Below are 11,435 nucleotides of genomic sequence, written 5' to 3' on the forward strand. Positions count from 1 at the left end.
AACAAATAAATTTTCTCTTTGTATGTGATCTTACGTGTGGGTCACCACTGCAAATAAGGATATAACATGCCTGTTATTACTCTTCCTGATGGCAGCCAACGCCATTACGACCACGCTGTAAGCCCCATGGATGTTGCGCTGGACATCGGTCCAGGTCTGGCGAAAGCCACTATTGCTGGCCGTGTTGACGGTGAGCTGGTAGATGCTTCCGATCTGATTGAGCATGATGCGAAGCTCTCCATCATCACCGCGAAGGATGAAGAAGGTCTGGAGATCATTCGTCACTCCTGTGCGCACCTGTTAGGGCACGCGATCAAACAACTCTGGCCGCACACCAAAATGGCGATCGGACCGGTTGTTGATAACGGTTTTTACTACGATATCGATCTTGATCGTACGTTAACCCAGGAAGACGTCGACGCGCTCGAGAAGCGGATGCACGAGCTCGCTGAGAAAAACTACGATGTCATTAAGAAGAAAGTTAGCTGGTACGAAGCGCGTGAAACCTTCGTGAAGCGTGGCGAGACCTATAAAGTCTCCATTCTTGATGAAAACATTGCCCATGATGACAAGCCTGGCTTGTACCATCATGAAGAATATGTCGATATGTGCCGTGGCCCGCACGTGCCGAACATGCGTTTCTGCCATCACTTCAAACTGATGAAGACCGCAGGGGCATACTGGCGTGGCGACAGCAATAACAAGATGCTGCAGCGTATTTATGGTACTGCATGGGCAGATAAAAAAGCCCTGAATGCCTACCTGCAACGTCTGGAAGAAGCGGCCAAACGCGACCACCGTAAAATCGGTAAGCAACTTGACCTGTATCATATGCAGGAAGAGGCGCCGGGTATGGTGTTCTGGCACAATGATGGCTGGACTATCTTCCGTGAACTGGAAGTTTTCGTTCGTTCAAAACTGAAAGAATACCAGTATCAGGAAGTGAAAGGTCCGTTCATGATGGACCGTGTGCTGTGGGAAAAAACAGGTCACTGGGATAACTACAAAGATGCGATGTTCACGACCTCCTCTGAGAACCGTGAGTACTGCATTAAGCCCATGAACTGCCCGGGTCACGTACAGATCTTTAATCAGGGTCTGAAGTCCTATCGCGATCTGCCGCTGCGTATGGCCGAGTTTGGTAGCTGCCACCGTAATGAGCCGTCAGGCGCGCTGCATGGCCTGATGCGTGTTCGTGGCTTCACTCAGGATGATGCGCATATCTTCTGTACAGAAGAGCAGATCCGTGATGAAGTTAACGCCTGTATTCGTATGGTCTACGATATGTACAGCACCTTTGGCTTCGAGAAGATCGTCGTCAAACTGTCCACTCGCCCCGAAAAACGTATCGGTAGCGATGAAATGTGGGACCGTGCTGAAGCTGACCTGGCCGTTGCGCTGGAAGAAAACAACATCCCGTTTGAGTTCCAACTGGGTGAGGGCGCATTCTACGGTCCGAAAATTGAATTTACCCTGTATGACTGCCTCGATCGTGCATGGCAGTGCGGTACTGTACAGCTGGACTTCTCTCTGCCGTCCCGTTTAAGCGCCTCTTATGTTGGCGAAAACAACGAGCGTCAGGTGCCGGTTATGATTCACCGCGCAATTCTTGGGTCGATGGAACGTTTCATCGGTATCCTGACCGAAGAGTTCGCTGGCTTCTTCCCGACCTGGCTTGCGCCAGTTCAGGTTGTGGTCATGAACATCACCGATTCTCAGTCTGAATACGTTAACGAATTAACGCAGAAACTACAAAATGCGGGTATTCGTGTAAAAGCAGACTTGAGAAATGAGAAGATTGGCTTTAAAATCCGCGAGCACACTTTACGTCGTGTCCCTTACATGTTGGTCTGTGGCGACAAAGAGGTAGAAGCAGGCAAAGTTGCCGTGCGCACCCGTCGTGGCAAAGACTTGGGCAGCCTGGACGTAAATGAAGTGATTGAGAAGCTGCAACAAGAGATTCGCAGCCGCAGTCTTCAACAACTGGAGGAATAAGGTATTAAAGGCGGAAAACGAGTTCAAACGGCACGTCCGAATCGTATCAATGGCGAGATTCGCGCCCTGGAAGTTCGCTTAACAGGTCTGGAAGGCGAAGCTTTGGGTATTGTGAGTCTGAGAGAAGCGATCGAAAAAGCTGAAGAAGCTGGAGTAGATTTAGTTGAAATCAGCCCTAACGCCGAACCGCCAGTTTGTCGTATTATGGACTACGGCAAGTTCCTTTATGAAAAGAGTAAGTCTTCTAAGGAACAGAAGAAAAAGCAAAAAGTTATCCAGGTTAAGGAAATTAAATTCCGTCCTGGTACCGACGATGGCGATTACCAGGTAAAACTCCGCAGCCTGGTACGCTTTCTGGAAGATGGCGATAAGGCTAAGATCACGCTGCGTTTTCGCGGTCGTGAAATGGCCCACCAACAGATCGGTATGGAAGTGCTTAACCGCGTCCGTGACGATCTGAGTGAACTGGCAGTAGTCGAATCCTTCCCAACGAAGATCGAAGGCCGCCAGATGATCATGGTGCTCGCTCCTAAGAAGAAACAGTAAGGCCTTCAAGTAGCAATGTCTGTGGAGCCTGCGGGTTCCACAGCCGTTGTTCGCCTACGTTTCGTTTATTAACAATGCGAAGTGGAAGTTATTAAAATGCCAAAAATTAAGACCGTACGCGGTGCTGCTAAGCGCTTCAAAAAAACCGGTGGTGGTGGATTTAAGCGTAAGCACGCAAACCTGCGTCATATTCTGACCAAAAAATCTACTAAGCGTAAACGTCACCTGCGTCCAAAAGGCCTCGTGTCTAAAGGCGATCTGGGTCTGGTTATCGCGTGCCTGCCGTACGCATAAGCCGTTAACGTTTAATTAATTTTTTTACTAAGAATATAGATACAGGAGAGCACATATGGCTCGCGTAAAACGTGGTGTAGTTGCCCGTGCACGTCACAAGAAAATTTTGAAACAAGCTAAAGGCTACTACGGTGCGCGTTCTCGCGTATACCGCGTTGCCTTCCAGGCTGTTATCAAAGCTGGTCAGTACGCTTATCGTGACCGTCGTCAGAAAAAGCGTCAGTTCCGTCAACTGTGGATTGCGCGTATCAACGCAGCAGCACGTCAGAACGGTATTTCTTACAGCAAATTCATCAACGGCCTGAAAAAAGCCTCTGTTGAAATCGACCGTAAGATCCTGGCTGACATCGCAGTATTCGACAAAGTAGCGTTCACCGCTCTGGTCGAAAAAGCGAAAGCAGCTCTGGCATAAGCCGGTGAAAAGAGGGAGCCTGGCTCCCTCTCTTTTATTTGTAGTGCAATCAATTGGTTGACAATTTATTCGTAAGCCTTTTCAATAAAGGTTGTCCGGTTTTTACCACACAAGGTAACGCAAGCATGAATGCTGCTATTTTCCGCTTCTTCTTTTACTTTAGCACCTGAACTCAGGAGGCTTGCGCGTGAAAGAAGAAACGGAAAACAGCGCCTAAAAGCCTCCCTGGTGGAGGCTTTTTTTATACGCGTCATCCTTCAAGTTGTCTCTGTGTTGGCTGCATTCGCTTACCCCAGTCACGTACTGATGTACGTTCCTGAGGGTTTGCTCTTTTGCCGCCGTGACACAACTTGAATGATTTTGCGTATTTACGAGCGACTAGTGAATATCGCAACATAACGAGGAAAACCATGTCACATCTCGCAGAGCTGGTTGCCAGTGCAACGGCCGCCATTAACCAGGCTTCAGATGTTGCCGCGTTAGACAATGTCCGCGTCGAATATTTGGGCAAGAAAGGGCATCTGACCCTTCAGATGACTACCCTGCGCGAACTGCCGGCGGAAGAGCGTCCGGCTGCAGGTGCGGTGATAAACGAAGCCAAAGAGCAGGTTCAGCAAGCGCTCAACGCGCGTAAAGCCGAATTAGAAAGTGCTGCGCTGAATGCACGTCTGGCTGAAGAAACGATCGATATCTCCCTGCCAGGGCGTCGCATCGAAAACGGCGGTTTGCATCCGGTAACACGTACTATCGACCGTATTGAAAGTTTCTTCGGTGAGCTGGGCTTTACCGTGGCGACCGGTCCGGAAATCGAAGATGACTATCACAACTTCGATGCACTGAATATTCCTGGCCATCACCCGGCGCGCGCTGACCACGACACTTTCTGGTTTGATGCGACGCGTCTGCTGCGCACACAGACTTCCGGCGTGCAGATCCGCACCATGAAGGAAAAACAGCCACCGATTCGTATTATCGCCCCGGGTCGCGTATATCGTAACGACTACGATCAGACGCACACCCCGATGTTCCATCAGATGGAAGGGCTGATTGTTGATACCAACATCAACTTCACCAATCTGAAAGGTACGCTGCACGATTTCCTGCGCAACTTCTTTGAAGAAGACCTGCAGGTTCGTTTCCGTCCTTCCTATTTCCCGTTCACCGAACCTTCTGCGGAAGTGGACGTGATGGGCAAAAACGGTAAATGGCTGGAAGTGCTGGGTTGCGGAATGGTTCACCCGAACGTGCTGCGTAATGTCGGCATCGATCCGGAAATCTACTCTGGCTTTGCATTCGGCATGGGTATGGAGCGTCTGACCATGCTGCGTTACGGCGTGACCGATCTGCGCTCTTTCTTCGAAAACGATCTGCGTTTCCTCAAACAGTTTAAATAAGGGCAGGATAAAACAATGAAATTCAGTGAACTGTGGTTACGCGAATGGGTAAACCCGGCGATTGATAGCGATGCGCTGTCAAACCAAATCACGATGGCGGGTCTGGAAGTTGACGGTGTGGATCCTGTTTCCGGCGCGTTCAACGGCGTTGTAGTGGGCGAAGTGGTTGAGTGCGCTCAGCACCCGAACGCTGATAAACTGCGCGTCACCAAAGTGAATGTAGGCGGCGAGCGCCTGCTGGATATCGTCTGCGGCGCGCCAAACTGCCGTCAGGGGCTGAAAGTGGCCGTGGCAACCGTTGGTGCCGTTCTGCCGGGCGATTTTAAAATCAAAGCCGCGAAACTGCGCGGTGAGCCGTCTGAAGGTATGCTGTGTTCGTTTTCCGAGCTGGGCATTTCCGACGATCATAACGGTATTATCGAACTGCCAGCCGATGCGCCAATTGGTACGGATATCCGTGAATATCTTAAGCTTGACGATAATACTATCGAAATTAGCGTCACCCCGAACCGTGCCGACTGCTTAGGGATTATCGGTGTCGCACGTGATGTTGCTGTGCTGAACAAAGCTCCGCTGGTTGAGCCGGAAATGGCACCAGTAGCCGCAACCATTAGCGACGTCCTGCCGATTCAGGTCGAAGCTGTGGAAGCCTGCCCACGCTATCTGGGCCGTGTGGTGAAGGGCATCAACGTTAAAGCGCCAACCCCGCTGTGGATGAAAGAAAAACTGCGTCGTTGCGGGATCCGCTCTATTGATGCCGTGGTTGACGTAACGAACTATGTGCTGCTCGAACTGGGTCAGCCAATGCATGCTTTCGACAAAGACCGCATTGAAGGTGGGATTGTTGTCCGTATGGCAAAAGAGGGGGAAACCCTGATATTGCTGGACGGCAGCGAAGCGAAGCTGAACGCGGATACGCTGGTGATTGCAGACCATAACAAAGCGCTGGCGATGGGCGGTATCTTTGGCGGCGAACACTCCGGTGTGAATGATGAAACGCAAAACGTCCTGCTGGAATGCGCATTCTTCAGCCCGCTGTCTATTACCGGTCGCGCACGTCGTCACGGCCTGCACACCGATGCGTCTCACCGCTATGAGCGCGGTGTCGATCCTGCGCTGCAACATAAAGCCATGGAACGCGCTACGCGCTTGCTGATTGATATCTGCGGCGGTGAAGCGGGTCCAGTTATTGACGTGACGAACGAAGCCACACTGCCAAAACGCGCAACTATTACGCTTCGTCGTAGCAAACTTGATCGTCTGATTGGGCACCATATTGCGGATGAGCAGGTGAGCGATATTCTGCGTCGTCTGGGTTGTGACGTTACGGAAGGGCAAGATGAGTGGAAAGCGGTAGCCCCAAGCTGGCGTTTCGACATGGAGATCGAAGAGGACCTGGTCGAAGAAGTCGCCCGCGTGTACGGTTATGACAATATCCCGAATACGCCAATTCAGGCGGGGCTTATCATGGGTACGCATCGTGAAGCGGATTTATCGCTGAAACGTGTGAAAACCATGCTGAATGATAAAGGCTATCAGGAAGTTATTACCTACAGCTTTGTCGACCCGAAAGTTCAGGCGCTGCTGCATCCAGGTGAAGAAGCGCTGCTGCTGCCAAGTCCAATCTCTATTGATATGTCGGCAATGCGTTTGTCCCTGTGGACAGGCCTGCTGTCTACAGTAGTGTATAACCAGAACCGTCAGCAGAACCGCGTGCGTATTTTCGAAACGGGTTTACGTTTTGTACCGGATACGCAGGCCAACCTCGGGATCCGTCAGGATCTGATGCTGGCGGGTGTGATCTGCGGTAACCGTCATGATGAACACTGGAATCTGGCAAAAGAGACCGTTGATTTCTATGATCTGAAAGGCGATCTGGAGGCGGTGCTCGACCTGACCGGCAAACTGGCGGACATTCAGTTCAAAGCTGAAGCAAATCCAGCCCTGCATCCAGGTCAATCTGCGGCGATTTATCTGAAAGGTGAACGCATTGGTTTCATTGGGGTTGTTCATCCTGAACTGGAACGTAAACTGGATTTGAACGGTCGCACTCTGGTGTTTGAACTGGAGTGGAATAAGCTCACAGACCGCGTGGTGCCTCAGGCGCGTGAAGTTTCTCGCTTCCCGGCGAACCGTCGCGACATCGCAGTTGTTGTGGCAGAAAACGTTCCCGCTGCGGATATTTTATCCGAGTGTAAGAAAGTTGGCGTAAATCAGGTAGTTGGCGTAAACTTATTTGACGTGTACCGCGGTAAGGGTGTTGCGGAGGGTTATAAGAGCCTCGCTATCAGCCTGATCCTTCAGGATACCAGCCGTACACTTGAAGAAGAGGAGATTGCCGCTACCGTCGCCAAATGTGTAGGGGCATTAAAAGAGCGATTCCAGGCATCATTGAGGGATTGAACCTATGGCGCTTACAAAAGCTGAAATGTCAGAATATCTGTTTGATAAGCTTGGGCTTAGCAAGCGGGATGCCAAAGAACTGGTCGAGCTGTTTTTCGAAGAGATCCGTCGTGCTCTGGAAAATGGTGAGCAGGTAAAACTCTCTGGTTTTGGTAACTTCGATCTGCGTGATAAGAATCAACGTCCGGGACGTAACCCGAAAACGGGCGAAGATATTCCCATTACAGCACGGCGCGTGGTGACCTTCAGACCCGGACAGAAGTTAAAAAGCCGAGTCGAAAACGCAACGCCCAAAGAAGAGTGATTTAACGATCAGCTAAGTCAATTGCTCTGCCATCAAAGCGGCAGCGCAAACCATGATATATAACTAAAAAGGCCGCTCTGCGGCCTTTTTCCTTTTCACTACCGAATCAGCACCGTAGAATCACCTTCATCTCTTTTCAGCAGAATGGAAAACATGCTGACTTTCGCCCATCTACAGCAGCGACGAAATGTGCGCTGGATATTGTCACTGTCAGTACTGATGCTGCTGGCAACGATTCTAAGCTTGTGCGCAGGAGAACAGTGGATCGCCCCTGGCGACTGGTTCAGTGCCCGCGGCGATCTGTTCGTCTGGCAAATCCGACTTCCCCGAACCCTGGCCGTTTTGCTGGTAGGCGCTGCGTTGGCCATATCTGGCGCAGTGATGCAAGCTCTGTTTGAAAACCCGCTGGCGGAGCCTGGGTTATTGGGCGTGTCTAACGGTGCAGGGGTAGGACTCATCGCGGCAGTGCTGCTGGGACAGGGCCAGCTTCCAGGCTGGGCGTTGGGTTTATGCGCCATCGCCGGGGCGCTGATTATCACGCTTATTTTGCTCCGTTTCGCCCGTCGCCATTTGTCTACCAGCCGCCTGCTGTTGGCGGGGGTGGCGCTGGGAATTATCTGTAGCGCGCTAATGACATGGGCCATCTATTTTTCCACGTCTTTCGATTTACGACAGCTGATGTACTGGATGATGGGAGGTTTCGGCGGCGTCGACTGGCATCAGGCCTGGCTAATGGTGGCGCTGATCCCAGTACTGGTGTGGATCTGCTGTCAGTCGCAGCCGATGAATATGCTGGCGCTGGGGGAGACTTCTGCACGCCAGCTGGGGCTGCCATTGTGGTTCTGGCGTAATCTGCTGGTTGTCGCTACGGGCTGGATGGTTGGCGTCAGCGTGGCACTGGCGGGGGCGATTGGCTTTATTGGGCTTGTGATCCCACATATTCTGCGGCTGTGCGGTTTAACCGATCATCGCGTGTTACTGCCGGGCTGTGCGTTGGCTGGCGCTATCGTATTACTGTTAGCTGATGTTGTCGCGCGTCTGGTGTTGGCCTCGGCTGAGCTGCCTATCGGCGTGGTGACGGCCACCATGGGCGCACCGGTATTTATCTGGCTATTGCTAAAAGCCGCGCGCTAGAACGTGTTGGTTCGGTCTATGATTAAAAACTGAAAATCCACTTGTTGTTCTGGAGATGCTATGCAAAACACTATCCTCGATACAGAAGTGATCACCATCGACGGTGAGGTTACCTCACTGCAGCCGTATTCCGGAAATGTGCTGTTAATTGTCAACGTGGCGTCAAAATGTGGGTTGACGCCGCAATATGAGCAACTGGAGAACCTACAGAAAACCTGGCATCAGCAGGGTTTCACCGTACTTGGATTCCCTTGCAACCAGTTTCTGGGCCAGGAGCCGGGCAGCGAAGAGGAAATCAAAACGTACTGCAGTACTACCTGGGGGGTTACCTTCCCGATGTTCAGCAAGATTGACGTTAACGGCGAGGGACGCCATCCACTGTATCAGAAACTGATTGATGCCGCGCCAACAGCCACTACGCCTGTGGAGAGCGGATTCTATGAGCGCATGGCGAGTAAAGGTCGGGCGCCGCTCTACCCGGACGATATTTTGTGGAATTTCGAGAAGTTTTTAGTGGGGCGAGATGGTCAGGTATTGCAACGATTCTCACCCGATATGACGCCTGAGGATCCCATCCTGGTGCAGTCTATCAAGAAGGCGCTGGTAAACTAATGTCTCGATTGATGCAGCTACAGGACGTAGCGGAATCAACCCGGCTCGGCCCGCTTTCCGGTGAGATAAAAGCGGGGGAGATTCTGCATTTAGTGGGCCCTAACGGCGCCGGAAAGAGCACGCTGTTGGCGCGGATGGCGGGTCTGACGACTGGAGAAGGCAGTATCACCTTTGGTGATATGTTGTTGGACGAATGGCCAGCGGCAAAGCTGGCGCAATATCGTGCCTATCTTGCGCAACAGCAAAACCCGCCGTTTGCGATGCCGGTCTGGCATTTTCTGACGCTGCATCAACCAGATAAAGCACGTACCGATCAGCTACAGGACGTCGCCGATACGCTTGGGCTTGGAGATAAGCTGCCACGTAGTGTGAATCAGCTCTCCGGCGGAGAATGGCAGCGCGTGCGCCTGGCAGCGGTTATCCTGCAGATTTGCCCGCAAGCGAATCCCTTTGGCCAGCTTTTACTGCTGGATGAGCCGATGAACAGCCTGGACGTGGCGCAACAAAATGCACTGGATCGGTTATTGAGTCAGCTGTGTTTGCAGGGCATCGCGATTGTTATGAGCAGCCATGACCTTAATCACACCTTACGCCATGCGCATAAGGCCTGGCTCCTTAAACGCGGGAAGTTGCTTGCCAGCGGCCCACGGGATGCAGTGCTGACGCCAGCTAATTTGACTGCGGCTTATGGCGTAAACTTCCGTCGTTTGGACATTGAAGGCCACAGAATGCTCATATCAACCACTTAAGTTAAATGGGTTCTTGAAAATCATATAATTTCCACGCTAAATTGGTATAAAAATATAATTCAGAGGATTCTTCCTGAATGCGCTTTTGGCTTATTTTCATCACAGCATTGTTTTTGGCGGGCTGCAGCAGCCATCGTGCTCCTGCGCCAAATGCTCGCTTGTCGGATTCTATCGCCGTTATCGCCGGTCTGAATGACCAGCTACAAACCTGGCACGGAACACCCTATCGTTACGGTGGCATGAGTCGTAGCGGGGTAGACTGTTCTGGATTTGTTTTGATGACAATGCGCGACAAATTCGATCTGCAACTCCCGCGTGACACACGCACACAATCAAAGATTGGTACCGAAATTGATAAAGATGATTTGCTGCCAGGCGATCTGGTTTTCTTTAAAACCGGATCAGGGGAAAGCGGTCTGCATGTCGGAATTTACGATACCAACAATCAATTTATTCATGCCTCAACCAGTCGTGGAGTTATGCGCTCGTCACTGGATAACGTTTACTGGCGTAAAAACTTTTGGCAGGCGCGACGTATTTAATCCTCATAAGACACAAGGCTGCCAACGACTGCGCAGCCTCGACATCACCATTTGAAAGTTAACTTTTATTTCTGCCGCCAGCCGAACAATAACCCTGAGCATTAAGAGCGTATTTTGCTAAAAATATGATTTATTCCGAGATATTAAAAAGTGCAAAGCTGGATATTCGCTTATAATCAGGATAAGCTAAAAAAAAGGATTCGATTTACTGGCTAAAAAGGGAAAAATGAAAGAGCCTCTATTTGCATCAGCAATAACGTATTTCTCCATCCTTTGCTACAGGATGCCGGATAACACCTATGCAGAGGGGCTGGCACGATGATTGTTTCACTGGATACGCTATACCATTCAGAGTTTTCTTTTCTTCCTGCGAGAAGCGAAAAAGGCGATCTTGAATACGTTGATATCATCACCAGTTTTGCCAGTGAGCAGGGGGGCGTGCGTATACCCACCGAGCTGGTACTGCCTCGGATGTCGGACGATGAGCAATGTCGCTTATTTACCGAAAAGCTTGATTTAATCGAAACGTGCCAACATTTTTTTATTCAACGAAAAGTTTCTGCCTGGATTAATTTAACGCCGGCAATTGCTAATACTTTATTATCAGATGATAAATTTGCTTCACAAGTTGAACGATTTTCGTTTCTGGAAATGGCAATTAATGAAAACTTTCCAGAGTTAAATAATGGAAGAGAGAATCCAACGCTGGCTGCATTGGCGGCGCGATTTCCATTAGTACTGACAAACTATGGTGCTGGCGGGATATCTACCCGGGCAATTTTTGATGGGCTGTTCAAACGCGTCGTGTTGGATAAAAACTTTGTTCAACAAAGGATTGCACATATTTCATTTGAGCCATTTATGCGGGCTATCCTGGCGCAGATATCTCCCTGTAGTGAGTCCGTCATCATTAGCGGTATTGATACACCAGAGATGTTAGCACGTGTATTACCTCTGGGATTCAGTGCCATGCAGGGAGGATTATGGCCTGCCGTGCCTCCTGCGCAGATAATTTCGCTCGCTAAGAGATGACCCTATTATTTGCTGGTG

At 50.7% G+C, this 11,435-nt stretch carries 13 protein-coding genes and 1 other annotated feature; all 13 genes read left to right on the forward strand.

Annotated features, from left to right (window positions below; all coding sequences use genetic code 11):
* Positions 1-66: 66 nt before the first annotated feature.
* The 13 genes from thrS to OGY15_RS10585 all read left to right on the forward strand — a co-directional run bounded on the left by thrS (position 67) and on the right by OGY15_RS10585 (position 11,417).
* The gene (thrS, locus tag OGY15_RS10525) at positions 67-1,995 is read left to right on the forward strand and encodes a threonine--tRNA ligase (RefSeq protein WP_003832572.1); all 1,929 of its coding nucleotides are present in this window, start codon (positions 67-69) and stop codon (positions 1,993-1,995) included.
* 3 nt (positions 1,996-1,998) lie between these two features.
* On the forward strand, positions 1,999-2,541 hold the full coding sequence (gene infC / locus OGY15_RS10530) for a translation initiation factor IF-3 (RefSeq protein ID WP_048997935.1): 543 nt from the start codon (positions 1,999-2,001) through the stop codon (positions 2,539-2,541).
* Between the two features lie 96 nt (positions 2,542-2,637).
* On the forward strand, positions 2,638-2,835 hold the full coding sequence (gene rpmI / locus OGY15_RS10535) for a 50S ribosomal protein L35 (protein ID WP_003030583.1): 198 nt from the start codon (positions 2,638-2,640) through the stop codon (positions 2,833-2,835).
* A gap of 55 nt (positions 2,836-2,890) precedes the next feature.
* Positions 2,891-3,247: a 50S ribosomal protein L20 gene (rplT, locus tag OGY15_RS10540; protein WP_003030578.1), complete on the forward strand. Its 357-nt coding sequence runs from the start codon at positions 2,891-2,893 to the stop codon at positions 3,245-3,247.
* A 120-nt stretch (positions 3,248-3,367) separates the two neighbouring features.
* Positions 3,368-3,492, forward strand: a sequence feature (Phe leader region).
* The gene (gene pheM / locus OGY15_RS10545) at positions 3,373-3,417 is read left to right on the forward strand and encodes a pheST operon leader peptide PheM (protein WP_001386830.1); all 45 of its coding nucleotides are present in this window, start codon (positions 3,373-3,375) and stop codon (positions 3,415-3,417) included. Its footprint overlaps the feature before it by 45 nt.
* A gap of 165 nt (positions 3,493-3,657) precedes the next feature.
* Positions 3,658-4,641 (forward strand): phenylalanine--tRNA ligase subunit alpha, encoded by a 984-nt coding sequence (gene pheS, locus OGY15_RS10550; protein WP_103770153.1) that lies wholly within the window; start codon positions 3,658-3,660, stop codon positions 4,639-4,641.
* Between the two features lie 15 nt (positions 4,642-4,656).
* Complete coding sequence (gene pheT / locus OGY15_RS10555; protein ID WP_286539034.1) at positions 4,657-7,044, forward strand: phenylalanine--tRNA ligase subunit beta; 2,388 nt, start codon at positions 4,657-4,659, stop codon at positions 7,042-7,044.
* Positions 7,045-7,048: 4 nt separating this feature from the next.
* Positions 7,049-7,348, forward strand: coding sequence for an integration host factor subunit alpha (ihfA, locus tag OGY15_RS10560; RefSeq protein WP_003030571.1), 300 nt, complete (start codon positions 7,049-7,051; stop codon positions 7,346-7,348).
* Positions 7,349-7,501: 153 nt separating this feature from the next.
* Positions 7,502-8,482: a vitamin B12 ABC transporter permease BtuC gene (gene btuC / locus OGY15_RS10565; protein ID WP_286539036.1), complete on the forward strand. Its 981-nt coding sequence runs from the start codon at positions 7,502-7,504 to the stop codon at positions 8,480-8,482.
* A 60-nt stretch (positions 8,483-8,542) separates the two neighbouring features.
* Positions 8,543-9,094, forward strand: coding sequence for a glutathione peroxidase (locus OGY15_RS10570; RefSeq protein ID WP_151225374.1), 552 nt, complete (start codon positions 8,543-8,545; stop codon positions 9,092-9,094).
* Positions 9,094-9,843: a vitamin B12 ABC transporter ATP-binding protein BtuD gene (btuD, locus tag OGY15_RS10575; protein ID WP_151219020.1), complete on the forward strand. Its 750-nt coding sequence runs from the start codon at positions 9,094-9,096 to the stop codon at positions 9,841-9,843. Before OGY15_RS10570 ends, btuD begins: the two co-directional genes overlap by 1 nt.
* 77 nt (positions 9,844-9,920) lie before the next feature.
* Positions 9,921-10,385 (forward strand): C40 family peptidase, encoded by a 465-nt coding sequence (locus OGY15_RS10580; protein WP_151219021.1) that lies wholly within the window; start codon positions 9,921-9,923, stop codon positions 10,383-10,385.
* 318 nt (positions 10,386-10,703) lie between these two features.
* Entirely contained in the window at positions 10,704-11,417 is a 714-nt protein-coding gene (locus OGY15_RS10585) for an EAL domain-containing protein (RefSeq protein ID WP_210905002.1), read from the forward strand.
* Positions 11,418-11,435: the final 18 nt, after the last annotated feature.

This window comes from Citrobacter sp. Cu231, from assembly GCF_030332265.1.
Classification (GTDB): Bacteria; Pseudomonadota; Gammaproteobacteria; order Enterobacterales; family Enterobacteriaceae; genus Citrobacter; species Citrobacter meridianamericanus.

Bases quoted from the DNA above. Each gene is read 5' to 3' on its own strand.
- thrS (WP_003832572.1), top strand. From the start codon at position 67: ATGCCTGTTATTACTCTTCCTGATGGCAGCCAACGCCATTACGACCAC.
- rpmI (WP_003030583.1), top strand. From the start codon at position 2,638: ATGCCAAAAATTAAGACCGTACGCGGTGCTGCTAAGCGCTTCAAAAAA.
- rplT (WP_003030578.1), top strand. From the start codon at position 2,891: ATGGCTCGCGTAAAACGTGGTGTAGTTGCCCGTGCACGTCACAAGAAA.
- pheS (WP_103770153.1), top strand. From the start codon at position 3,658: ATGTCACATCTCGCAGAGCTGGTTGCCAGTGCAACGGCCGCCATTAAC.
- pheT (WP_286539034.1), top strand. From the start codon at position 4,657: ATGAAATTCAGTGAACTGTGGTTACGCGAATGGGTAAACCCGGCGATT.
- ihfA (WP_003030571.1), top strand. From the start codon at position 7,049: ATGGCGCTTACAAAAGCTGAAATGTCAGAATATCTGTTTGATAAGCTT.
- btuC (WP_286539036.1), top strand. From the start codon at position 7,502: ATGCTGACTTTCGCCCATCTACAGCAGCGACGAAATGTGCGCTGGATA.
- OGY15_RS10570 (WP_151225374.1), top strand. From the start codon at position 8,543: ATGCAAAACACTATCCTCGATACAGAAGTGATCACCATCGACGGTGAG.
- btuD (WP_151219020.1), top strand. From the start codon at position 9,094: ATGTCTCGATTGATGCAGCTACAGGACGTAGCGGAATCAACCCGGCTC.
- OGY15_RS10580 (WP_151219021.1), top strand. From the start codon at position 9,921: ATGCGCTTTTGGCTTATTTTCATCACAGCATTGTTTTTGGCGGGCTGC.
- OGY15_RS10585 (WP_210905002.1), top strand. From the start codon at position 10,704: ATGATTGTTTCACTGGATACGCTATACCATTCAGAGTTTTCTTTTCTT.